This window comes from Streptomyces sp. NPDC042100, from assembly GCF_055582325.1.
The window spans coordinates 846,843-869,022 of sequence record NZ_JBVJDK010000001.1 but is presented as its reverse complement, the minus strand read 5'-3'; the positions used below and the strand labels follow the sequence as shown (position 1 = coordinate 869,022).

Genomic DNA, 22,180 nt, shown 5'->3' with positions numbered 1-22,180 from the left:
GGTGCGGATCGATGAGGTTCGGTGCGGTGCGGATCGGCGCGGATCGATGGGCTTCGGTGCGGATGAACGCTCGTCGCTGTGGATCACCGCGCGTCACCGCGTATCGGTGCGGACGCGGGCGGACGGGTGCAGCGCGACGCGCATCGCGTCGTAGTCGAAGACCCAGGCCGGGTCCTCGGCGTCCCTGAGCCACGAGTTCTCGGCGGACACGGCCTGCACCCGGCCGGTGCGTCGCCTGCGGCTCTCCGCGTAGCGCCAGAACGCCGCCTCGGGTTCGTCCTCGGCCTCCAGGCAGCGCAGCAGCAGCACGCCGTCCTCGATGGCCATGGCCGCGCCCTGCGCCATGTGCGGCCTCATGGGGTGGCAGGCGTCGCCCAGGAGCGCGACGCGTCCCCGGCCCCACTGCTGGAGCGGCGGGCGTTCGAAGAGCGGCCACTTACTCAGGGACCGGGACGCGTGGAGCAGGCCGAGCACCTCGTCGCAGGAGCCGGCGAAGGCGTCCAGCATCTCGTCCCGGTCGCCTTCGACCCAGGACCGCGGATACGTCCACGCCTCGGCCGTCGTGCCGGCGACGAAGTAGTAGTCGCCGCTCCGGGGGTCGATCGGGTAGCCGATGACGAAGCTGTCCTCGGCCCACCACTTGGTGACGCACCGCCGGTCGACGGGGATGCCGGAGCCCGCCGGCACGATCGCGCGGTACGCGACCTGGCCGGAGAAGGCGGGGCGTTCGGCACCGTGCAGCACCTCGCGGACCCGGGAGCCCAGGCCGTCGGCGCCGATGAGGCAGGAGGCTTCGGCGGCGGTGCCGTCGGCGAACCGCAGCCGCACGCCCGCGCCCCGGCCGCCCGTCTGCTCCACCTCCTCCACCTGCACCAGCCGCTTGCCGTAGCGCACGGTGCCCGGCCGCAGGGCGTCGACGAGTGCCGCGTGGAGGACACCCCGGCCGACGGTGAGGTACGGGGCTCCGTACCGCTCCGCCGCCCGGTCGCCCAGCGGCAGCGCGTACCGGAGGGCGTGCGACACCAGGTCCCTGCTGGTGAAGGATTCGGGCACGCACCCGGACCGGACGAGGGCGTCGCCGATCCCCGCGTGTGCCAGGACGCGCATGACGTTGGGCGTCAGGTGGATTCCGGCGCCGGCGGGCTCGAAGGCGTCCGCCTGCTCGTAGACCGTCACGGAAGCGCCCGCCCGCTGGAGCAGCAGGGCCGTCGCGGCTCCGCCCAGCCCACCGCCGACGATCGCGAGGGCGTTCTGTTCGTCGATGGCCATGGGCTACGCCTGCGCCTCGACCTCGTCGTGGATGAGGTTCAGCAGCGTCTTGCGGTTGTCGCCCGGCAGCCAGTCCGGCCGGTCCTCGACGACGTCCTTGACGAAGTCCCAGAAGTCCGCGCTCTGGTTGATGCCGTAGTCGCGGGCCATGGAGACGAGGCGGATGCGGGACAGGAAGTCGGGCTCGGTGATGTCGTGCCTGCTGGTCACGACCTTCCCGGCGTTCATGAAGTACGGGAGGATCGAGCTCTCCGGCGTATCGGGCGACCAGACCAGCCACATCTCCTGAGTGGTGCTGGTCGTGTTGACGAAGCCGTGGGTGTAGTTGTGGGGGACGTAGAGCAGTTCCTTGGCGCGCATCGGGAGCATGACGACGGTCTCCTTCTCGGCGCCGTCGCCCGGGGTGACGTCCAGGTCGGGGAATTCGTTCGGCCCCATGAAGATGCTGAATCCGCCGTTCGGCGCGTAGAACCACTCATCGGTACGGTGATGAATGTGCGGCGGCGGGCCGACGTGCGGCGGCACGGTCAGCTTGGAGAAGAGGAATTTGCCGCCGTTGCTCTCCCCGGTCTGTACGAAGTCGAAGACCTCGCCCGCCGGGCCGAGCACCAACGGCTGCTCCGGACCGCGTTCGACGTCCGGGAAGTCGAATATCTCGTATTCCGTGCTCATCGCAGCGCCTTCTTTCCGACTGCCGCCCCCGTGGCCGCCGCCACCACGTCACGCAGGGCGGTCATCCCCTTGCGTGCCAGGGGCGCGGGAGGCTGCTCCTTGTAGTGGTCGTTGAATATCTCGAGCGAGATCGGGCCCGCGTATCCGTTGGCGAGTACGGGGGCCAGGAACGCGGCCACGTCGAAGTCGCCCTCTCCCGGCAGGCAGCGGTGGTGCCGGCTCCAGGACTTCATGTCGAGGTCCTTCCGGGGCGCGTCCGACACCTGGATGAGCGTGATGCGGTCGGCGGGCACGTCGGCCAGGTCCTCGAAGGGGTCGTTCAGCGCGAGCGTGTGGAAGCTGTCCAGGACGAGCCCGATGTTCTCGGCGCCGGAGCGCTCGATCATGCGCCACGCCTGGCGGAACGTGTTGACCCGCAGGCCCCAGGACAGCGCTTCGTAGCCGATGGAGAAGCCGCGGGCGGCGGCTCGCTCCCCCAGCCGTGCCAGGTCGTCGGCGACCGTGCCGTCGTCGAGGTCGCACGCGTCGGTGACGTTGCTGCACAGGATGAGGGTGCTCGTCCCCAGCTGGTCCATGCGGTCGAAGATCCGCTCCGCCCGGTCGAGTCTGGGTATCAGGCGGTCTCTGGGGCCGCCCTCGAAGTCCCTGAGCGGCTGGTAATTGATGACGTCCAGTCCGAGGTCCCGCGCCATGGCCCCGGCGGCGGATGCCGAGGAGTCGGCCAGGTCCCATTCCATCATTTCGATGCCGGCGAATCCGGCTTCGGCGATCGCCTCCAATTTGTCCGGCAGAGCGCCACCCAAGGTGACCGTGCCCATGTGGTAGTCCACTTCGCTTACCTCCCGATGGCGGTACGGCACGTCACAGGAGTGAACGCATCCCCGCTGCTGAATCGAGCAGTGCAAGCCCGGCCTGAACCGGCGGTGTTCCGGCGAGCGGTTCAGGCGGTCTTTCGCAGATTCGGGAGTCATGCGCCGAGCATTTTTGATGCCGGCGGCCTATGACTCCCTCGTGCTTCCGTGGTCGGTGCATACGATCTCAACCAGGAACGGCGGGCAGGCGGAACTGCACCCAAGGATGCACCGGCCCCCGGGTCCAAGGGCGCGGGCGGGGGTCCGCGTACACCCTTGGATGCATTCGCCCTCCCGGGAGGCCCCGTCCTCGTAGCCTGAACGCCGTGACGCTGAGCTCCGGAAGAGTCCTCGCCCCCGTGTCGCGGCCCCGCGCTCCGCTGAGCCGCGGGCTCGGCCACGCGCGGCTGGGCCTGGTCGAGGCGCGGCCCGTCGTGCAGACCGTGTTCCTCCTGCGGTTCGCGGTGGGCGCCGCGCTCTCCTCCGGCGACCGGGCGAGCGGACCGAGGGTGGTGGAGGGGCTCCTCGCCTGGTGGCTGGCGGTGGTGGCGGCGTACCTCGTCAACGGCGTGCTGGACGTCAAGGAGGACCGCGCCAACGGGTCGACCCGTCCGATCGCCCGGGGTGATCTGCCGGAGCGGACCGCCGCGACGCTCACCGGGGTCGCCGCGGCGGGCTCGCTCGCGCTGTCCTGGTGGGTCCCCGGGCTGACGGTGTGGGTGGCGCTGTTCCTGCTGTTCGGCTGGCTGTACTCGGCTCCGCCGTTTCCCGCGAAGCGCTGGAGCACCAGCTGCGCCGTGGTGGTGTTCGGGCTCGGCTGGACCTCGTTCGCGGCGGGCGCCGTCGCGGCGGGCGGCGGACTGGGCGTTTCCGGAGTGGTCTTCGCGACGACGATGAGCGCGTGGATGGCCCTGGTGGGCGCGGTCGTCAAGGACCTCGGCGACGTCGAAGGGGACGCCGTGGGCGGGCGCCGCACCGTGGCCGTGCGCCACGGCGCCGCCCGGGCCCGCGCGGTCGGGGCGGCGGGCGCGCTCCTGGTCGGGGCGGGCGGGGTGTGGGCGGCGCTGGTCTGGGCTCCGCCGATGCTGGCCGGGGCGGTCCCGGTGGCGGTCGGTGCCGTCTGCGTGGTGGCGCGGATCGTCCGTACGGCGGGGGCCGGCGGCGACCGGGAGAGCCGGCGCAGCGCGTACCGGGTGTTCATGCGGACCCAGTTGGCGGCCAACGCCGCCGTGCTGCTCGTGGTCCTGCTGAGCGGGCCCGCGTGACGGGCGCCCGCGCGGCGGCGCTCGGGTCAGTGGCGGCCGAAGGCCTTGTTGACGGCGTCGATGCGGGAGACGGCGCCCAACTTGCCGTAGATGTTGTTGAGATGCCGCTTCACGGTCGCCGTGGTGATGCCGAGCCGGCGGGCGATCTGACTGTTGGTCATCGCCTGCGCCACCCCTTCGAGCACTTCCCGCTCCCGCGGCGACAACGCCTCGCCCACCCCGGCGAGCACCGGCACCGCCTCGGCGTCGCCCTCCGCGCCCCCGCCGTCGTCGGGGTGCGGCTGCGGGGTGTCGAGGGCGCGGGTGGTGACCCCGCCGTAGCCGACGGCGCCCGCGTAGAGCCGGCTTCCGGCGCTGGAGCGGAACGCGGTGCTGATCAGCAGCAGCGCGGGGGCCCGTCGCGCGGGCGCCTCGTACAGCACGGCGGCGTTGACGGTGGGCTGCATGGCGTTCCACAGGATCTCCACCGCACGCACCGACTCGGCGACCGCGATGCCCTGGTGGGCGCGGTCGGTGCCCACCAGATGCGAGTACCGCCAGGCCTCGGCCGACTCGACCGGCCCCTCGCCGGTCAGCCGCGCGACGCAGTCCTCCACGATGGCCTGCGCCTGGTCGCGGCACTTGGGCCACGCCTCCTTGCGCATGGCGAGGGGACTGCGGACCGCCCTCAGCGCCGTCTGGTACGCATGGATGACGTCGGGTATCGCGTCACGCAGAAACCGTGCCGCGGCCGGGTAACGCACAGGCCCTCCCTGCTACAGCCTTCTCTAACGAGCCGGATACGCGGTAGGACCAGGTCATAGCTCGTAGCTCAGTGTCACGACGTCCGACCGAACACGATACCGAACACCCCCACACGAGGCCCCGCCGCCCCGGTCACCCCCGCGCGCCGAACCCACGCCCGCCGAAAGGCCGCCCGCCCTGCTCCTTCGCAGGTCGGACGGCCTTTGGCCGGACGGATCAGACGTTGACGCGGAATGTCTGCGGTCTGATCCGGACCTGCGACGGAGCTCCGAGCAGGGCTCCGACCTGGGGTTTCTGGTTCGCACACGTTGACTCCCGGCAGCCGTCTACGGGTGTCCTGCGGACTGGCCGGGGATCCCGAGGCAGAGAAATCCATGGCACACGGGCGGGACCTGCAACGAGACTGCGCAGGTGAGCGACTCCTACCCGTGCCCTTGCTGCGGGCACCGCGTGCTGGACGCGATGCCCGGCTCGTACGAGATCTGCCCTGTGTGCTTCTGGGAGGACGACGGGATCCAGTTCCGCTGGCCGACCATGGGCGGCGGCGCGAACAAGGTCTCCCTGATCGAGGCCCAGCGCAACTACCAGGACTTCGGTGCCTGCGACGAGCACGGCCGCCGGTTCGTCCGCCCGCCGGCCGAAGACGAGCCGCTCGACCCCGCCTGGCGCCCCATCGACCCGACACGCGACTCCTTCGAGGACTGGGCGGCCAAAAACCGCGCCCCTTGGCCCGCCGACCGCTCGGTGCTCTGCTGGTGGCTCCCCACTTTCTGGCGCCGGGACCACCCCGCGTCATGACTTCCCACATCGAGACACTCGTCCAGCAGCTCGATGGCAAGCCCGACGAGTCATACGACGCCCGCGCGGAGCTGATCTGGATCGGCGCCGACGCCATACCCGCCGTCATCAGCGGCCTGCCTTCCCTCGGCGGCTTCGGTCAGCTGACCGCCATCGAGGTCTCCGAAGAGGTGGCGGACCCACGCTGCGGCCCCGCTCTGATCGCCGTTCTGGCAGGTGAACGCCGGCGGCACGTAAGGCGTCTCCGGCCCCGGCCTGGACTGGGAACTCGACTGGACCGCGCCCTGGGAGCACCTGGTCGAGGAGTCCCGCACGTGGTCCCTACTGGAAGCCTCCGAAGCCCCCACCGGCAGCAACATCTTCGTCGCCCCCACTTGGATCGACCGCACCGACCTGCACCCGGAAAGGTGACCGACGCCGTCCCAGCACCCCGAGAAAGTCGGCTACGGCCATGTGGTCGAGAGCTACGTGACGAGGATGTACGGCGGCCTCCCGCGCTATCTCGTACTGAACGGCGGGCGGTTCCTGGGCCCCCGGTGGTGGCACACCACACGCTTTACCCGGCACCTCATCGCTGACGCCGCCGCGATCAACGACGAGGAACTGGAAGCCCTCCTCGGGTACGAATGGCGCTCGCGTCTCACCGCCGGCTGGCTGATCGGCGTCGACCGTCGCGAACGGTTCCGAACACACATCGGCGACCTGCTCCTGGCCAGCGAGGTCTGCTACTCCGGCAGCGCCTACTGCTTCGCACTGGCCCGCTTCGGCACCCACGCCGACGCCGAGATCCTCACCACCTACCTCGACCACTACCTCCCGCGCACCGACCTCCACTACGACCAGCCCGCCGCCCTGGGCGCCCTCCTCCGCCTCGACGCCCACCTCGGCACCCGTCACGCCGACCGTTTCACGGAGCCCGATGGCCTCTGGGACGAGTGGGTCAAGGGCGTGGGACACCTCGGCTACCCCAGCCACGTCCCCGCCGAACAGCGCCGCTGGACAGACCTCCAGTGCGAGTTCGCCAACGGCTGGACCCGGCCGTAGCCGCAGCCGCCTGACTGCGGCTACGTGAAGTCCACATACGCCATGTGCTGGCCGCAAGTGCGGCACATGGAGAGGCAGGCGGTGAGCTGCAGTACGACATCCGGCTCACTGCCGCGCAGCACGCGGCAATCCGACGCGAAGGCAGGTGAGCACCCGACTCCCCTCTGTAGCATCATCTGACCAGGCGTTAGCAGCCCGCACGGAGACTGGGAGGTCGGACAAGGGATGACGAGCACGCCGAAACCAGCGCAGCCGATCAGCCCAGCCGCCTACGGAGCCCTGGCCGGCGCGCTTAAGTCGATCTTCTGGTACAAGCGCGACCTCGAACGATTCATCCGCTTGTGGGCCACAGACCACCCTTCACTGCTGGCCCACATGGACTTCAGCGGCTACAAATGGGCAACCGCAGATGAGTTCGTGGACCGGTTGATGGCAAATGAGAGCCAATACCGCGACCTTTCACTTCGAATGATGGCGGAGGTTTCTCAGCTGACGATCTTCCCTGCACTGAAACGGCACGAGAGCGCCGAATCACTGATCGCCGAGGCAAAGGAAGCAGTCGACCATCTCAGGGGACTGTTGGACCGCCAGCGCATTGCCCACGAGCAACAGTCGCAGTTCGATGACGAGCTTCTCACGTACCGCGCCGTGGTGGAGGCCCAGCATGGCTTTGAAGCTAGGCTTACCGCCCTCAAAGAACGCTTCCTCGAACTGGAGCGCATGGATAATCGCCAGAAGGCCGGCAGGCTCTTCGAGCCATTCCTGAATGACGTCTTCAGGCTGTTCGACATGGAACCGCGCCTGTCATACAGCCTGGAGTACGAGCAAATCGACGGCTCACTCACCTTCGACACGGACGACTACATCGTTGAGGCCAAGTGGTGGCAGGAGGCGATTCAGCCCCACCATCTCTACAGCTTCAACGAGAAGGTGAGGCGGAAGGGAAAAAATTCGCTTGGAATCTTTATTAGCGTAAATGGATTCACTAGCGGAGCCCGAGAAGCGTACAGGGAGAGTACACCATTCCTGACGATGGAGGGCCTAGATTTCTTCTATGTTCTCGACGGACGCCTCACGCTCGACGAACTTTTGCGACGCAAAAAGCGTCACGCGAATGAGACCGGAAGCTGCTACTTTCCGGCCACGATGTTCCCGGGCGAATAGCCGAAACAGCCCGTCGCCGTCAAGCCAGAGTCGACGGAAGGCCCTGCACCCACATTCAGGGTCCGCAACTAACGCCACCCGTCAAGTGACACCTGACAACTGCCGCGCAGGTACTGATGGAGAGCGCTGGCAGTTGTGTCGACAAAGGCGGCGGGGATGGCGTTGGCGTCGACCCAGCGGACCTTGGAGTGCTTGCGGGGTTCGCGGTTTTCGGGTTCGCCGGTCCATTCGTGGGCGGCGAAGACGACCGTGAGGAAGCCGTTGGGAGCTTCAACGCCCCAGGCGCCGTGGATGATGTGGGCGACCTTGAGGGACTCGGGCTTCACCGTGAGGCCGGTCTCCTCGTAGAGCTCGCGGACCGCGGTTTCGGTGATGGGCTCGCCCGGTTCGCTCTTGCCGACGGGGAGGTCCCACATGCCCTGGGCGAACTTGGCGTTCTCGCTGCGCTGGAGCAAGACGACGCGGTTGGTGGCCTTGTCGTGGACGATGACGGCGGCGACCAGCAGGGTCATGGATTCCAGTGCCGGCTTGAGGGCCTTCGGCTGGTCGTGGGTCTGCTGGGGCACGAGAGTTCCCTTCGTAGGGCGGGTTGTTGGGCATGTTAGGCGAGGGCCTCGCGGGCGCGGCGGGCGAGAACGGCGGCACCGGGCACTTTGCGGCGCTGGTAGAGCGCCAAGGTGGATCGGATAGACGTGATCGCCTTGCGGGTGCGGTCGGAGGTCATGCCCTCCATGAGGACCAGGGCCTGGGTCCAAGCGGCGACGGCTTCGTCGGCGCGGGCCTGGGCGGCGAGGCTGTCGCCGAGGTCTGCGTGGGTGAGGGCATGGACGCGCTTGTACTTCGCGGGGTCCCAGCGGGTGAGGGCGTCTCGGTGCTGCTGTTCGGTGCCGATGTGGTCCGCGAGGTCGGTCAGGGTGCGGGCGGTGTGGCTGGCGACGGTGCCGGCGGCCGGGCCGCTCACACGGGAGTAGCTGGGCTGAGGACCGTCGTCCCGTAGGAGGGCGTCCTCGGCGGCGAGGAGGGCGCGTGCGGCCGACGAGTTCTCGTCGATGGCGGCGTAGGCACGGGCGTGGGTGATGTGGAGGAGTGCTTCCGTCTGGCCGTCGACGTGGCCGAGGCCGCGCTTCAGGGCCCCTTCGACGAGGTCGACGCAGTGGTGGGGCTGCTTGAGGCTCAGGGCCTGGTGGGCGAGGGCGCGCATCATCCAGGCAGCGTGACCGTGGGGATCGGCTTCGCAGGCGAGCTTGTAGCCGACCTGGTAGTAGCGCTGGGCGGCGCCTTCCTGGCCGAGGTCGTGGTGCTTCCACCCTGCGAGGTAGGCGAGTTCGGCGACGGCTCCGAAGGCGGCCCGGCGTAAGGCTTCGCTGGGGAAGCGTCCGCGCAGCATGGGAGCGGCTGTGTCGGCGAGGTACGCGGTGACGGTGGTCAGGCCGTGCCCGCCGCCGAGGCGCTCGTCGGCGGCGCTGAAGGCTGCGGTGATCTGCCGTACGACGTCCACGTCCTCCGTGCCGACCATGGACGTGCCGGTGCGGGCGCGGAGCATGCGGGCGGTGGCTTCGTGGTCGTAGCCGAGCGTGGCGACGCCGGCGGTGGTGAAGGCCGCGATGGCGAGGAAGCGGCGGCGCTCGACGTCGGCGCGGCCCAGGTCGGTGGCGGCGAGGACAGGGTCGGATTCCGCCGGCGCATCGCCATCACCGGCCTGGAGGCCGATCTCGGTCTGGGTGATCGTGCGCCCCGCTCGGCGGGACAGCGCCTCGGCCAGGTACTGACCTACCCGGCCGGACGGGGCTCGGGTGCCGTTCACCCAGTGCGAGATGGCCGACTTGTTGGTCTGGAGGATCTCGCCGTTCTCGGCGGCGATGCGCCGCACGTCTCTGGCGAGGGCCTCGTAGGTGCAGTCGACCGCGTCGATGGCATCGCGCAGAGGGGAGTTGGGTTCTCTCTGCGCCGCCACGATCGCCTCCGCCCTGGAGCTGTAAACCGCGTATACCGCTTCAACTGCCTTCCACCGTACCCACTGAGCGTGACCAGCGGTTCACTTATCAGCAGCCGCCCGGAACGGCACGACCGTGATCCAGGCTCCCCCTTGGTCCGGGCGGCACCCCGAAGTTCCGTACGCCCACACCGGGCTCGGGCATTCCTGTGCCCGAGCCCGGCCGATCAGAGACGGAGACACGGTGACCACCATCGACACCACGGCCATCACGGTCGAACTGCCCGAGGCGTTCGACCCGCGCTGGAGCCGCCTGCCTGGTATCCAGGTCGACGGCCGGCGCATCACGATCGACCCGGCCGAGTACTTCTTCCGCTTCGAGTCGAACACCTGGCTCGTCGCCGACTGGGAGCTGGTCAAGTCCCAGCTCCTGGACGTGGACGCGACGACCGAGAGTGCGGTCGAGCAGCTCGCGCTCGACTTCATCAAGCAGCACAGCGAGTCCACCTCCGACGCCGCCCGCGTCGTGGCCACCGCGTACGAGGTGTACGCGTACCTCTTCCGCGAGGAGCACCTGGCCGGCCTCGGCCTGCCGCAGATCACCGCCGACCACCTGCGGATGCTCCGCGAGGCGGCCACGCTCATGGCGCTCAACAAGGTGGACCTGGACGGGCACATCTCCAACGTCGGCCCGTGCTGGTTCTTCCCCGCCGCCACCTCCGTCGTCTTCGACCTGGACGACGAGATGGGCGGGATGCTCGACGAGGTCTACCACGGCGGCTGGTTCAACGAGCACCGCCGGATCGAGTCCATCAAGGCCCACGCCGCGCTCGGCGGCCGGCTCGTGCACGGCTGCCAGTCCGTGCCGGACCAGTCCGGCGGCGTGGTCGCGCCCTACGGTGCCTCGATGGCGAACTTCCGTGACGACCTCGCCGCGTTCAAGGCGGGCTGGATCGAGCAGGTCTACGCCCACCGCGTGAACCCCGCCGCGTAACCCCACCCGATCAGGCTCCGGGGCGGGCCGGCACTCCTCGCCCGCCCCGGACGCCACCACCCATCCCCGGAGCCCTCCCGTGACCACGAACCCCAGCGCCGAACTCCTCGACAACCTGCTCACCGCGACCGGCCAGACCACCGCCGCACGGAAGGAGGTACGTGTGTGGTCCATGTCCGGCGTCGAGCGCGTGGCCTTTCCCGACGGCTCTACGGCCATCTTCAAGTACGCCAAGAAGCCCTTCGACTGCGAGGACCAGGCCCTCCGCCTGGCCCGTACCCTCGGCGTACTAGTCCCTGAGGTCCACGCCTCCGCCGTCCTGGACGGCTGGCTCGGCATGCTCATGGAGGACCTCGGACCGTCCGTACGCGAGGCCGACGACCTCGACGGTGTCGCCGCGGCCGTGATCCTGCACGGCACCCGTACGGCTCCGCCCTTGCCCGTCCTCGGCCAGGAGCGCCTGCGCGCACTTCCGGTCCGGGCGCTGGAACAGCTCGAACGGCTGCGCAAGGCCGACCGGTGGCAGGACGCCGGCGACGTCGAGGACACGCTCGACCGGATCGTCCAGGCCGCCGAGACCCGCTCGGCCGGAGCGACGCTGGAACCGTTCGGCTGGGTGCACTCCGAGTTCCACCCCACCAGCCTCCACATCGGCGAGCGCGGCTGGCGGCTCCTCGACTTCGCACGCGCCTTCACCGGCCCCGGCCTGCTCGACCTCGCCAGCTGGCACGGCACCATCGAGCCCCCACACCCCGTCCGCCTGCGCGTCTTCCTGGAGCAGTACGTCACCGCCGGCGGCACCCCCGACGCCCTCGTCCCGCGCGGCGGGCTCACCGCCGAGAACTGGGCCCTGGGCTGGCACCGCATGTGGGCCGTCGAGTGGTTCATGGAGCAGTCCATCCGCTGGATCAACGACCCGGCCACCGACCCCGCCTACCTCAAGGCCGTCCGCCGCCACCTCACCGACGTCCTCCACCTCCTGGAGATCTGACGTGCTCGCCCAGGCATCCCCCTGGCACGCCCACGCGCTCCAGCGCACCGCCGCTGGACTCGCCGAACCCCTCTCCGTACCCGCCCGGATGGAGTGGACCACGAGACCCGGCCAGGGGCCCGGGGCTGACGTCCTCGGCCCCGACCTGCGCGGCAAGCGACTCCTGGAACTCGGCTGCGGCCCCGGCCACAACGCCGCCCACCTCGCCACCCACGTCACCGGCGTCGACCTGGTCGGCCTCCAGGTCCGCCGCGCCCGCTCCCACTACGGCCGACTGAACAATCTCACCTTCGTTGCCGGCCACGCCCTGCACTACCTGCATGCCTCTGACGAGCAGTTCGACGCGATCTACTCCGTCTTCGGCGCTGTCGGCCTCGTCGCCCCCGAGCTCCTGCTCCCGGCCATCGCCCAGCGCCTCACGCCCGGCCGGGTGCTCGCCTTCTCCGTCCCGCACCCGCAGCGTGGCGGCCGAAGCCCTTCGGGTGACGACCGTCCTCGCCGCGACCACGTCACCCTTCCCGACCGCACCCGGCTCCCCATCGCCCGCTGGGAGTTCTCCACGGACCGGTGGGAGAAGCGCCTCAGCCAGGCGGGCTTCTGGCTCACTTCGGCCCAGGAGTTCCACGACCCCCGCATGGGCTACTGGCCCACCACCCTGCTGATCCGCGCCCGCAAGCTCTGACCAGCCATTCGCCCCGGCTTCCCCCGGAGGAACCGATGCGCCCGCCTTACCTGCTCCTCGACATCGACGGCGTCCTCATACCGTTCCCCAACGCGGACGGCTCGACCCCGGCCACCCACGCCCGCCACGACGTCGTCCCCACCGGCCGGAGCGCCGACAACCCGGTCACCGTCTGGCTCGACCCTGCCCACGGCCCCATGCTCATGGACGTGATCCGCACCGGCCTGATCACCCCGGTCTGGTGCACCAGCTGGCGCCAGGACGCCATCACCTTCATCGGCCCGCTCCTCGGCCTTCCAACCCTGTCGTACGTCGATCTCCCGCGCCCGCAGATCACCACCAGCCACCCCAACGGCTACCTGTGGAAGCGCGACCACGTCGACGCCTGGCTCGGCGACGCCCCCGCCGTCTGGATCGACGACGACTTCACCGGCCTCGACCATGAATGGGCGGCGGAGCGCACTGCGAAGGGAACAGCGACCCTCCTCATTCAGCCCGACCCGCGCCTCGGTCTACACCCCGAGCACCTGACCGAGGTCACGAAGTGGGTCGCGCAGTTACCCACAACCCGCGCCGCCTGACGACTGATGCCCTCGCTGCCACGAGCAGCGAGGGCATCAGAGTGTTGCTCGAGCGTGAGCCGTCTGCGGTCTGTGGCACGTATCGGCTGCGCTGATGTCGGAGTCGGCTGGAACACTGCGGCCGTGATCAACGAGACGACTCCAGACCTTCCTGATGCTCCCGCCGGCTCCCTGCCACCCAGAGCACAGGCAGAGCTCGCCAGCACCGCATGGGAGGAGCTGCCGCACGTCTGTACGGGCCAGCACAGTGTGCCTGACACACCGGACATCCTCGGCGCTGTGCTCGCCACCGACCCGGCCCGCCGGGGGCGGGCGGTGGAGGATCTGTACCGGCTGCTCCTCAATCGGGAGCAGGTGTCTCCGGCGACCGCTCCGGCGGCCTTGGTCCTCGCTCGTCTTCTCGACGATCCGCGCACCCTCGCCGAAGACCGGTGGGAGCGCAGGGCCGGTCGGCGGTCGCTTCGCGCCGAACTGCTGAACTGGCTTGCTTCGTTCGCCGACATCTCCCGTCTGGACGTCGAGGACGGCGTCGGCACGGCGCAGGATCTGGCTGCCGCCCGGACAGCGAGGCCAATACTCCACGACCGCATCGCGGATTTCTGCGACGACAACGATCCACTGGTGAGGGAGGCCGCGCTCGCGGCCACCGCCCTGCTCCTGGCCGACCCCGCCCTCGCCTCGGCCGTACCCCGGTACGCGCCCGCCGTGCGCGAGGTCCTTGCCGTAAGCGCGGACTCGTATTACCGGTGGATCGCCCGGGAACGGCTCGCTGCCTGGGGCGAGGACGTCACCGGTCTCGTCACCGCGGAGGAGGAGCGCCGCGCTGCCCTGGACCGGGCAGGCGAGTTGGCGGAGGACCCCTTCGGCGGCCAGGAGCAGGAGCAGGCGATCCGCTGGCTGGAAGGGAAACCCGAGGACACCGCGGCCCCGGAACGACTCGGCCGCCAGCGTGGGCACCGGACCGCACCCATACCGGCCGCCCTGCACGAGCCGACACCCGAGCTGCCCGTGGCCGCCCCGGGGAGCGAGGTGGGGTACCGCGGCCCGTGGCGGATCGCTCGGGAGGAGGAGCGCGCCGAGTGGACGTTCACGCCGTACGTAGGAGTCGGCCCCCTGCACTTCGGGATGACCTTGGAGGAGATCACCCGTGCTCTCGGCGAAGGACCGGCCGTCTCGTCCTACTCCCAACACGGCGAAGACCAGCAGCTCAACTACGCCGACTTCGCCGAGAGCGGGATCAGAGCCCTCTTCCACAACGGCCGCCTGGGGTGCGTCGCAGCAGACGCCCTCACCGGCCCCCAGGTGAGACTGGAAGCGGCCCCGCTGACCGGCTGCGCACCTTCCCACGTGGAGGACTGGCTCGTCCACCGCACAACACGGCCCGGCAGCCTGGCGTACAGCGTCGCCGGCGATCCGGTCTTCGCCGACCTCGGCCTGGCAATCCGCTCCCAGCGGGCCGGCGACGTCGTCCTGACCCGCCCCCTCTTCCTCCTTCACGACTGGCTCGACCTGTGGCACGCGCTACCCAGCGAGGAGTGGAACTGCTCCTGAAGCGTGGTCCGCCGGTCGGCTGGCTGCATAGGTCCTAAACGAGAGCGGTTGTTGGCGATGTTCAGGAACACTTCGTGATCACCGTCGTCTGGGATGTCGGCGAGAAGTAAGAGCACCTGCGACTGCGCACCGGGGGGCTGGATGGTGCAGAGCCTGTCAGAGCCAGGTCGCACCCTGGGCGCGTGCTGATCGATGGATACGAGGACGTCCCTCTCGTTGCGGCGGAGGATCTGCTGGCTCTGCCGGGGTTCTGGGCTGCCTACCTGCTGTGGATGTGCCAGACCGAGGAGAACGAACCGGATCCGCTGTGGTTCGGCGCTGACGAGGCCAACACGGACGCCGCGTACGAGGCCCTGACCGATGAGGAGCGCTGGCCGGTCTTCCGCATCCCGTTCGCCGACGGCCACAGCGCGCTCATCGTGGGCCGCAACTTCGCCGACGACCTGGGCACGGAGTACTTCATCTCCCACCCCGAGTGGGACCGGCACGGTCACCTGGCCACCATCGACGGGCACCAGGCCGGCCCTGGACTGTCCTGGCGCGAGCTCACGCACATCGCCGACACTCCCGACCCCAAGGCTCCCGGCGTCCACGCACCGCACACCCGCCTGCTGCTTCTGCTTCCGGCCCTCGGAGACAGCAACCTGCCCACTGCCGCGGCCACACTGATCGGCGACGCGCTCCTCCGGGTGGGCGTCGCCGAGGACCAGGCGCCTGAGGTGGCAGATGCCCTCCTCCACGACCACCCCTTGTGGGAGCCGGCGGAATGGGCCCTGCCCTCACCCTCCCCGCTCTCAGGTACCGCCCAGCACTTTCCCGGCATCCTGCACTGCGACGAGCCCCACAGCCCGCGGTGCGGAGTCCGACTCGCCCAAGGCATCACCCGCGAACACAGCGACCGGTTGGCCCGAGCACTCGGCACCTGGCCCACGCCGTAAGCACCTGCCCCGGGGCATTAGGCACGCGAGACGGAAAGAAGCAAGCATCGGCGCGCTACCAGAACTCAGCAACATGCTTCCTGTCGCCAACGGACTGTTCTCGGCGGTGACCAACAAACGCTGCTGCCTCTCGGCGACAAAGCCACTCGGCCTCACTTGAGTGCGAGGCCGACCGAAGCGACACACCTGTCCACCGGAGCGCGTGGGGAATCAGTGTGAGCAGTTTTGTGGCTGGCAAGCAGCCGGCCGTTGAATCGCCCGCATGTCCCCGCCACGACGTGTGGCGAGGACATCGGGCCGCGGTGTCAGCGGTGTCGACTGCGCTCTTCGGGCCTCGTGGCCACTGGTGTGGCCGGAGGGTGTGGCGTGGCGGACATGGGCGGCGATCCGCTGATCGTGCTTCGGCTGCGAGCCGCTTGCGTCCGCCTGTTCGGTTGAGCGGTGATGCGCCAGTTGAGGACCTCGGCGGGGTGCTCGGCGCTGTCGAGTTCCCGTTGGGTGCCCACCTCGGCCAGGAGGCGTCGGGGGCTATGGCCGGCGGTTTCGGCGTAGGCGAGGGTTGTGGTCAGGGCGGTCCAGGTGGGGTCGGCGAGGATCCGGTCGGCGTGGTCGGGGAGGGCCGCGTGAACGTCCTGTTCGAAGCGGCGGGCGGTCGCGGCTCGCGGTGCTCGGCGGGCCAGGTCGGCCAGGACGGGTGGGGCGGCCTGCTGGTAGCCCGCCTGGAGGTGGCGGAGGGCTTCCTCGGCCGCAGCGGACTGCTGCTCGTGGCCGCGCTGTTCGTGCCACTTGGCGGCGGCGCGGGCCAGGTGCACGGTGGCGAAGAGCAGGGCGATGGCGAGTCCGCCCGGCTCGTTGGAGGCGTAGGCGAGTTCCTTGGCGGCCTTGCGCAGGGCGGTGGCGGCCTCGTGGTCAGCGCGGGTGGCGGAGCGGCGGGCGCGGTTGAACGCCATCGCCGCTGAACGCAGTTCCGCCCGGTGAGGGCCGGTTGTGGCGCTGGCGATGTTGTACAGGGCGTCGCCGAAGGCGGCCAGGTGGCCCTGGGCGGCGGCATCGTCACCGGAGTCGAGGCCGGTGCGTGCCGTGTCTATGGCGGTGGTGGTGTGCCACCATGGGTCGGCAGGGTCCGCCATATGCCGGGGGCGGTCGGCCATGTCCTGGTCGGGGAGGCGTTCGCGTAGGCGGTTGATGGAAAGGTCGGGGGCGAGTTTGGAGCCGCCGTACCAGACAGGTTCGCCAGCCGCGTTGGTGTCGCCGGGGGCGGCGAGGCTGTAACCGATGACGTCGCCGGTCTCGGGGCCGAGGCGTGTTTTGACCTTGATGCCGAGAGACTGCAGCACGGTGAAGTAGTCGGCTTCGGTTCGTACCGCGGAGGCGACTGTGTACGCCTGCTCGCGCAGCCAGTGCCGTGCCGTGACCGTCTGGTACTGGCGCTCGGCCTTGGCGCGTTCGGCGCCGGTGGGGGTGCGGGGCGCGGTGAGGTCGCCGGACTTCAGGCGGCGCAGGCCGAACTCGGCCTCGATCTTGCGGCATTCGGCTTGGGCGCGCTGTCCGTCGCAGTGGGTGCGGGGACGGCGTCCGTCGGCGCGGACGGTGGTGGCCATGAGGTGGATGTGGTCGTCGGCGTGGCGAACTGCGATCCACCGGCATGCCTTGTCGTCGCCTTCGGGGGCGATGCCGGTGGCGTGAACGATGCGGCGGGCGACCTCGGCCCACTCGGTGTCGGTGAGGTAGCGGTCGCCGGGCGCGGTGCGGACCGGGCAGTGCCAGACGTGCTGGGGTGGTTTCTTGCCGCCCAGTTCGCGGGTGCGCAGGTCGACGTGGGTGTCGAGGCGCTTGGCGAGCTGGGTGTAGGTGGCTGCCGGGTCGCGGCCGGGGTCGGGGGCGCCGGCCATGTCCCAGGCGGCGACGATGTGAGGGTCGGTGTGTTCGTCGTGGCGGCCGGGGCCGAAGAGGTAGACGATCAGTCCGCGGGTGTCGGAGCCGGTGGAGACGTCAGGAACCATGCACGGTGCCTTCCGTCAGGAGCTGGTCGATCAGCCGGTAGCTGCTCTCGGCCGCTTGCTCGACGCGGTCCAGTACGGCCTCGGCGCGCTCGGGCACCGTTCCTCGGTGGATGGCTGCGGTGATCTGGTTGAGGTTGCCGCCGATGCGGTTCAGCGCGACCGTGTGCGCCTCGACGGCCTCGATCAGCGGGCGGACCGGGTCGTCCTCCGGGCTGCCGACCAGCCCCGCCTTGCCGAGGGCGACGGCGAGGGCGGCGTCGCCGACGAATCCGGCGAACTTCTGACCGCGCTGGTGAGCGGCGGCGCTGATCACACCGACCGCGGTCCGCGTGAAGCGGATGGTCTTCTCCTGGTCGCGCTTCTCCACCGTGCGCTTGCGGTTCATCAGCGCGGGCAGGACGGGGGCATCGAGGCCCCGCCAGGAAGGCTGCTCGACGGGCGGCCGGATATCGGCCGGCGGCTGAGTACGAGGGGCGACGGAGTCGGCTGCGGACGGGCAGCTGGTCTCGGCTATGCCCTCCTCCAGCTCGGGCGCCCCCTGGCGCTCGGCTTCCTCCTCCGCCACCCCTGGGGCGGGGGCAAGCGCGGACGAAGCCTCGTTAGAGGCTCGTTCGCTCCAGCTTGCTGCTGATCGGCGGGGCAGGCCGAAGAGCCCTTTGCGGCGGCGGGTGGGGGCGTTGTCGGTGCTCGGTTCGGGCATGGTGGTGCTCCGGTGGTTGTGTGGGGTGGGGCTTCGTCGCGTCCGTTGCATCCGTCCCGTAGCTGGTCAGGACAGGTACGGAGGCAGCCGCAGGTACGGAGTGATCCGTATCGGCGAGGAGCTCCGTCCCCGCGCTGACCTGCGCGGGGACGGATGCGACGGAGTGATACGGACCTGGGGGCGGTCAGCGGGTGCGTGCGGGGCCGGTTCTGCTACTGGGCGGGCCGACGGGGAGGGTGCCTGCCGACGGGGCCGGAGGCTTGCCCCATGTCGGGCGTACAGGTGGGGTGTACTGCGCCGGACCGGCAGCTGGGAGGGCGGGGTCGGGGCAGTAGCGGGCCCAGGCGTCGAGGAACTGGTTGCGGGCGTACGCCTTGGCCTGCCTGCCGTTCTCGAAGCGGTGGTTGGCCGGGCTGATGCCGAAGTCGCGCAGCAGGTTGGCCAGGTGGTAGGCGTTCAGGCCCTTCGTCCCGTACTCGGCCCACGGCGCCTCCGCGTCCTGAATGAGCGCGGCGAGCAGGTCCTGGCTGCGCAGCGCCTCCGTGTCGCCCTGTTGCTCGAACACGCGGCGGATGTCCCGCAGCAGCCGCGTCTTCAGCGTCGTCTGCTCGTCCTGGACCACCTCGTTCCGCGTCATCGCCAGGCAGGCCGCACGGGCCCGCGAGGGCCAGTGCCCGCCGGCCAGGTCGGCGACGATCACCAGGGGCTCCCAGGTGTCCGCGGCCCGGTCTTCGACCGGCATCGGTGGCACCAGGCGGTGCGCTGCCCCGCGCAGCGGGGTCAGCCATGCGGCCAGTCGGTCGCGCAGCGCGTTCAGTTCCGGGACGGAGTGCCGGGACCGGAAGGGAGCGACCTTCTCGCCGGGCTTGCGCTTCTGCATGCGGAGCACGACGGCGCGGTCCATGATCGTGTCCGGCAGGTCGCCGATGCCTGCCAGCGCAGCCATGGCGAAAGTCGGGAACGCGGTGGGCTTGTGGTCCGGGCCGGAGATCCGCCACGCGGGGCGGTTGCGCTGATGCCCGGCGTTCAGCAGACCCCGGAGGTCCTCCTTGTCCCCGGCCTTGGGGCCGAAGATGGTGTCGGCCTCGTCCACCAGCAGCGTCGGCGGGTCCTCGCCGATGATCCGGAAGACCACCGCCGGCGATGTGTTCACCGTCATCATCGGCCGGGACACGGTCTCGTGGAGCACGTCCAGGACACGCGACTTGCCGCACCCCTTGGTCGGCCCCACCACCGCCAGACGCGGCGCGTGCTGGAGAGCGGGCTGGATGTGGGAGGCCGCCACCCACAAGGTGACCGCAGTCAGTGCCTCCTCGCTCGGCAGTACGACGTACCGGCCGATCGCGGCGCGCAGCTCGTCCAGTACGGCGGTCCCGTCCTGGTCCCGGTCCGCCGTGAGGCCGGCGCGCTTGCGGTCCCCAGTTTCCGGTCCGGGTTCGGCAACCGTCCCCGCAGCACCGTGGTCCACCGGGACCGGCGGTCCGGGTTCGTCGGCCGACCGACCAGAACTCTCCGCCCGGTCCTCGGCTTCCGGACCGGGTCCACGGTCCGGGTTCCCGGTCCGGTCCGGTAGGCCGCTGAGCTGCGCGTTCTCCGCCGGTCCGGGTTCCTCGTCCGGGTTGACCGGAACTTCGGTCCGGGTTTCGGTCGCGGGTCGGTCCGGTCCCGGACCGACCGGACCAGCGGCACGGTCCGGTCGGTCACCGGTCCCCGGAGAGCCGGACCGGCCGTCCGCTCGGTCCGGACCGAACCACGGGATGCCCTGGCCGGGGACCGCAGCAGCAGGCCAGACGACCTTGTCGGATGTGTTCGAGGTGGCGGGGGACGTAGAGTCCTCCATCGACGTTCCTCTCAGGTGAGGGACGGGACGTGCAAGGTCCCGCCCTTCACCGGTTCGTTCGTTCAGGGATGGGCGACGCGCAGGGGAATCTCCGGCCCTCGGCGTTGGCGCGCCGGGGGCCGTTGTTGTGTCCGGGGCTGCCGGCGGCTCACGAGGCCAGGCCCCATTCCTCCTGGCCGTCGATCAGCGTGCGCTCGTAGCGCAGCAGCTCGGCCTCGGGGTAGAGCACCCGCTTGCCGATCTTGATGCCGCGCGGCCCCTTCTGGATGTGGCGCCAGTAGCGGACGGTGCTCTCGGCTGTGCGGTAGCGCTCGGCGACCTCGGAGGTGGTCAGGTATCGCATGCATTCCCATTCGGCTAGGTGGCGATTCGATCTGAATAGAGTTGTACCCGACGATCCCTGGTTACCCAAATCGGGAAGCCCATGTTTCAATTCGGATAGCTACGGTGGTGATGGAGGTTCGATGGCAGGCGACAGGCCCGAAGGCGGCGAGGTGCCGCTGCTCTACAGCGAGGGAAACGTGGCCGCGCGCGTGGCTCTGGAGCGCGAGGTCAGAGGATGGAGCACGACCGAACTGGCGGAGCGGGTGACCAGAGCCGGCGTCAAGATGAACCAGACAGCGGTCTGGCGCATCGAGAACGGCACCCCCCGCCGCCGTATCAACCTTGACGAGGCCCTCGCCTTCACCCGCGTCTTCGAGCTCCCCCTCGAAGAACTGATGTCGCCGCCCCTGGAGGGGCTCGACATCGCCAGCCGGCGGCTCGTCCAAGAGGCCGTCGAGGCGTTCTACGAGACCCGCGACGCCCGCGACCGCCTGCATCACGCAGTGGTCGCCATCGCCGACCACATCAAGGCCCACCCGGACAGCTCGCGGGCGATCCACGAGCAGTGCCTCCGCCTCATGGGCGACGAGCGCGACGCTCGCACGCTCAGCAACGACATCGCGGACGGCGGCCACTACTGACAACCGACACGAAGGAGAGACCACTTGGCCAACATCCAGAAGCGCCCGAACGGCAAATGGCGGGCCCGCTACCGCGACCTCGACGGCATGGAGCACGCCCGCCACTTCGACCGCAAGATCGACGCCCAGCGGTGGCTCGACGAGGTCACGGCCAGCATGGTCACCGGCCAGTACGTCGACCCGCGATCGGCGAAGAAGCCCTTCAAGGAGTACGCGGAGGAATGGCGGGCCATCCAGCCGCACCGGCCTTCCACGGCCAAGGCGGTCGCCCAGCACCTGCGCTGCTACGTCTACCCGGCCTGGGAGAAGCGGGCACTCGGCGCCATCAAGCCCGGCGACGTACAGAGCTGGGTCACCAGCCTGACCACCACGCACGGGCTGGCCGCCAGCACCTCACGGACAGTCTTCAACACGGTCAACGCCGTCTTCCGGGCGGCCGTCCGTGACCGCATGATCCCTCACAATCCGTGCGCCGAGGCGAAGCTGCCCTCGGTGCCACGGAAGAAGATCGTGCCGCTGGCCGTCGAGCAGGTGCGGACTCTGTCCGAGGAGATACCCGCCCGATACAAGGGCCTCGTGCTGCTCGGCGCGGCCACCGGGCTCCGCCCCGGCGAGCTCTTCGGCCTCCAGGTCCGCCACCTCGACCTGGTGCACGCAACGGTCTCGGTCGAGCAGCAGATCCAGCAAACCGCCAAGCACGGCGTGTACGTCTGCCCGCCCAAGACCGCGCGCTCGCACCGCACGGTCCCGCTCCCCCGCATGGCGGTGGATGCGATGAAGGCCCACCTGCGGGACTTCCCCGCCGACGGGCCCGAGAGCTGGATCTTCACGGGGCCGCAAGGCGGACCCGTGGTCTACACGCACTTCATGGACGCCTCCTGGCGGCCCGCCTGCGCGAAGGCCGGCATAGCGAAAGGCACCGGACCTCACGCCCTGCGGCATCACTACGCCAGCCTGCTGATCAAGCACGGCGAGTCCGTGAAGACGGTCTCCGAGCGCCTCGGCCATACCAACGCGGCCATGACGCTGAACATCTACACCCACCTGTGGCCCGACTCCGAGGAGCGGACCCGGGCCGCCGTCGACAAGGCGTACGCGGACTGCCCTCCAAACGGCGAGACGCTTGCCACTGAAGTGGCATAGCGGCTTCCCCCCCTCCCCCCCCCGCTGGCCGAAGCCAGCACGCTGCCGACTC

The 22,180-nt window shown here is 69.9% G+C and carries 22 protein-coding genes; 12 read left to right on the top strand and 10 right to left on the bottom strand.

The window, feature by feature from the left end; all coding sequences use genetic code 11:
• Positions 1–93: 93 nt before the first annotated feature.
• The 3 genes from ACZ6J5_RS04160 to ACZ6J5_RS04150 are packed head-to-tail and all read right to left on the bottom strand — an operon-like array spanning position 94 to position 2,771.
• Entirely contained in the window at positions 94–1,269 is a 1,176-nt protein-coding gene (locus ACZ6J5_RS04160) for an FAD-dependent monooxygenase (RefSeq protein WP_469387372.1), read from the bottom strand.
• 3 nt (positions 1,270–1,272) lie between these two features.
• Positions 1,273–1,941: a cupin domain-containing protein gene (locus ACZ6J5_RS04155; protein WP_469387370.1), complete on the bottom strand. Its 669-nt coding sequence runs from the start codon at positions 1,939–1,941 to the stop codon at positions 1,273–1,275.
• Positions 1,938–2,771 (bottom strand): sugar phosphate isomerase/epimerase family protein, encoded by an 834-nt coding sequence (locus ACZ6J5_RS04150; protein ID WP_469387368.1) that lies wholly within the window; start codon positions 2,769–2,771, stop codon positions 1,938–1,940. Before ACZ6J5_RS04150 ends, ACZ6J5_RS04155 begins: the two co-directional genes overlap by 4 nt.
• Before the next feature lie 347 nt (positions 2,772–3,118).
• Here ACZ6J5_RS04150 and ACZ6J5_RS04145 point away from each other — a divergent pair, with 347 nt between their 5' ends.
• Positions 3,119–4,057, top strand: a complete 939-nt coding sequence (locus ACZ6J5_RS04145) for a UbiA family prenyltransferase (RefSeq protein ID WP_469387366.1) — start codon at positions 3,119–3,121, stop codon at positions 4,055–4,057.
• Positions 4,058–4,083: 26 nt separating this feature from the next.
• Here the strand turns inward: ACZ6J5_RS04145 and ACZ6J5_RS04140 are convergent, their stop codons facing one another.
• Entirely contained in the window at positions 4,084–4,701 is a 618-nt protein-coding gene (locus ACZ6J5_RS04140; RefSeq protein WP_469387364.1) for a helix-turn-helix transcriptional regulator, read from the bottom strand.
• Positions 4,702–5,212: 511 nt separating this feature from the next.
• On the opposite strand from ACZ6J5_RS04140, the gene ACZ6J5_RS04135 reads away from it, so the two are divergent.
• From ACZ6J5_RS04135 to ACZ6J5_RS04125, 3 genes are all read left to right on the top strand, one after another.
• Positions 5,213–5,599: a CPCC family cysteine-rich protein gene (locus tag ACZ6J5_RS04135; RefSeq protein ID WP_469387362.1), complete on the top strand. Its 387-nt coding sequence runs from the start codon at positions 5,213–5,215 to the stop codon at positions 5,597–5,599.
• Between the two features lie 477 nt (positions 5,600–6,076).
• The gene (locus ACZ6J5_RS04130) at positions 6,077–6,643 is read left to right on the top strand and encodes a DUF6000 family protein (protein WP_469387448.1); all 567 of its coding nucleotides are present in this window, start codon (positions 6,077–6,079) and stop codon (positions 6,641–6,643) included.
• A gap of 225 nt (positions 6,644–6,868) precedes the next feature.
• Entirely contained in the window at positions 6,869–7,807 is a 939-nt protein-coding gene (locus ACZ6J5_RS04125) for a restriction endonuclease (protein WP_469387360.1), read from the top strand.
• Between the two features lie 68 nt (positions 7,808–7,875).
• On the opposite strand, the gene ACZ6J5_RS04120 is transcribed toward ACZ6J5_RS04125, so the two are convergent.
• Positions 7,876–8,373 (bottom strand): NUDIX domain-containing protein, encoded by a 498-nt coding sequence (locus ACZ6J5_RS04120; protein ID WP_469387358.1) that lies wholly within the window; start codon positions 8,371–8,373, stop codon positions 7,876–7,878.
• A gap of 35 nt (positions 8,374–8,408) precedes the next feature.
• Positions 8,409–9,761 carry a tetratricopeptide repeat protein gene (locus ACZ6J5_RS04115; RefSeq protein WP_469387356.1) on the bottom strand — a complete coding sequence of 451 codons (1,353 nt, stop codon included), beginning with the start codon at positions 9,759–9,761 and terminating at the stop codon, positions 8,409–8,411.
• 223 nt (positions 9,762–9,984) lie between these two features.
• Between ACZ6J5_RS04115 and ACZ6J5_RS04110 the strand changes: the two genes are divergently transcribed.
• From ACZ6J5_RS04110 to ACZ6J5_RS04085, 6 genes are all read left to right on the top strand, one after another.
• A complete protein-coding gene (locus ACZ6J5_RS04110; protein WP_469387354.1) occupies positions 9,985–10,734 on the top strand; it encodes a hypothetical protein in 750 nt (249 codons plus the stop codon).
• 79 nt (positions 10,735–10,813) lie between these two features.
• A complete protein-coding gene (locus tag ACZ6J5_RS04105; protein ID WP_469387352.1) occupies positions 10,814–11,725 on the top strand; it encodes a phosphotransferase family protein in 912 nt (303 codons plus the stop codon).
• Between the two features lies 1 nt (position 11,726).
• Positions 11,727–12,407 (top strand): class I SAM-dependent methyltransferase, encoded by a 681-nt coding sequence (locus tag ACZ6J5_RS04100; RefSeq protein ID WP_469387351.1) that lies wholly within the window; start codon positions 11,727–11,729, stop codon positions 12,405–12,407.
• A gap of 35 nt (positions 12,408–12,442) precedes the next feature.
• On the top strand, positions 12,443–12,988 hold the full coding sequence (locus ACZ6J5_RS04095; protein WP_469387350.1) for an HAD domain-containing protein: 546 nt from the start codon (positions 12,443–12,445) through the stop codon (positions 12,986–12,988).
• 123 nt (positions 12,989–13,111) lie between these two features.
• Positions 13,112–14,539, top strand: a complete 1,428-nt coding sequence (locus ACZ6J5_RS04090; RefSeq protein ID WP_469387348.1) for a hypothetical protein — start codon at positions 13,112–13,114, stop codon at positions 14,537–14,539.
• 182 nt (positions 14,540–14,721) lie between these two features.
• Positions 14,722–15,477: a hypothetical protein gene (locus tag ACZ6J5_RS04085; protein WP_469387346.1), complete on the top strand. Its 756-nt coding sequence runs from the start codon at positions 14,722–14,724 to the stop codon at positions 15,475–15,477.
• Between the two features lie 305 nt (positions 15,478–15,782).
• Here ACZ6J5_RS04085 and ACZ6J5_RS04080 read toward each other — a convergent pair whose 3' ends face one another.
• The 4 genes from ACZ6J5_RS04080 to ACZ6J5_RS04065 form a co-directional block, all read right to left on the bottom strand.
• Positions 15,783–17,480, bottom strand: coding sequence for a relaxase/mobilization nuclease domain-containing protein (locus ACZ6J5_RS04080; RefSeq protein WP_469387344.1), 1,698 nt, complete (start codon positions 17,478–17,480; stop codon positions 15,783–15,785).
• Positions 17,470–18,045 carry a MobC domain-containing protein gene (locus ACZ6J5_RS04075; RefSeq protein ID WP_469387446.1) on the bottom strand — a complete coding sequence of 192 codons (576 nt, stop codon included), beginning with the start codon at positions 18,043–18,045 and terminating at the stop codon, positions 17,470–17,472. The genes ACZ6J5_RS04080 and ACZ6J5_RS04075 overlap by 11 nt, the downstream gene beginning before the upstream one ends.
• A gap of 319 nt (positions 18,046–18,364) precedes the next feature.
• On the bottom strand, positions 18,365–19,648 hold the full coding sequence (locus ACZ6J5_RS04070) for a DUF3631 domain-containing protein (RefSeq protein WP_469387343.1): 1,284 nt from the start codon (positions 19,646–19,648) through the stop codon (positions 18,365–18,367).
• Between the two features lie 520 nt (positions 19,649–20,168).
• The gene (locus ACZ6J5_RS04065; protein ID WP_469387341.1) at positions 20,169–20,363 is read right to left on the bottom strand and encodes a helix-turn-helix transcriptional regulator; all 195 of its coding nucleotides are present in this window, start codon (positions 20,361–20,363) and stop codon (positions 20,169–20,171) included.
• A gap of 121 nt (positions 20,364–20,484) precedes the next feature.
• On the opposite strand from ACZ6J5_RS04065, the gene ACZ6J5_RS04060 reads away from it, so the two are divergent.
• Entirely contained in the window at positions 20,485–20,985 is a 501-nt protein-coding gene (locus tag ACZ6J5_RS04060) for a helix-turn-helix transcriptional regulator (RefSeq protein ID WP_365375588.1), read from the top strand.
• A 24-nt stretch (positions 20,986–21,009) separates the two neighbouring features.
• Positions 21,010–22,128, top strand: a complete 1,119-nt coding sequence (locus ACZ6J5_RS04055; RefSeq protein ID WP_469387338.1) for a tyrosine-type recombinase/integrase — start codon at positions 21,010–21,012, stop codon at positions 22,126–22,128.
• Positions 22,129–22,180: the final 52 nt, after the last annotated feature.

What these genes read in the sequence shown, in the direction of transcription:
- ACZ6J5_RS04160 (WP_469387372.1), bottom strand. Translation starts at nt 1,269, where the DNA reads ATGGCCATCGACGAACAGAACGCCCTCGCGATCGTCGGCGGTGGGCTG.
- ACZ6J5_RS04155 (WP_469387370.1), bottom strand. Translation starts at nt 1,941, where the DNA reads ATGAGCACGGAATACGAGATATTCGACTTCCCGGACGTCGAACGCGGT.
- ACZ6J5_RS04140 (WP_469387364.1), bottom strand. Translation starts at nt 4,701, where the DNA reads ATGCGCAAGGAGGCGTGGCCCAAGTGCCGCGACCAGGCGCAGGCCATC.
- ACZ6J5_RS04130 (WP_469387448.1), top strand. Translation starts at nt 6,077, where the DNA reads ATGTACGGCGGCCTCCCGCGCTATCTCGTACTGAACGGCGGGCGGTTC.
- ACZ6J5_RS04125 (WP_469387360.1), top strand. Translation starts at nt 6,869, where the DNA reads ATGACGAGCACGCCGAAACCAGCGCAGCCGATCAGCCCAGCCGCCTAC.
- ACZ6J5_RS04095 (WP_469387350.1), top strand. Translation starts at nt 12,443, where the DNA reads ATGCGCCCGCCTTACCTGCTCCTCGACATCGACGGCGTCCTCATACCG.
- ACZ6J5_RS04080 (WP_469387344.1), bottom strand. Translation starts at nt 17,480, where the DNA reads ATGGTTCCTGACGTCTCCACCGGCTCCGACACCCGCGGACTGATCGTC.
- ACZ6J5_RS04065 (WP_469387341.1), bottom strand. Translation starts at nt 20,363, where the DNA reads ATGCGATACCTGACCACCTCCGAGGTCGCCGAGCGCTACCGCACAGCC.
- ACZ6J5_RS04060 (WP_365375588.1), top strand. Translation starts at nt 20,485, where the DNA reads ATGGCAGGCGACAGGCCCGAAGGCGGCGAGGTGCCGCTGCTCTACAGC.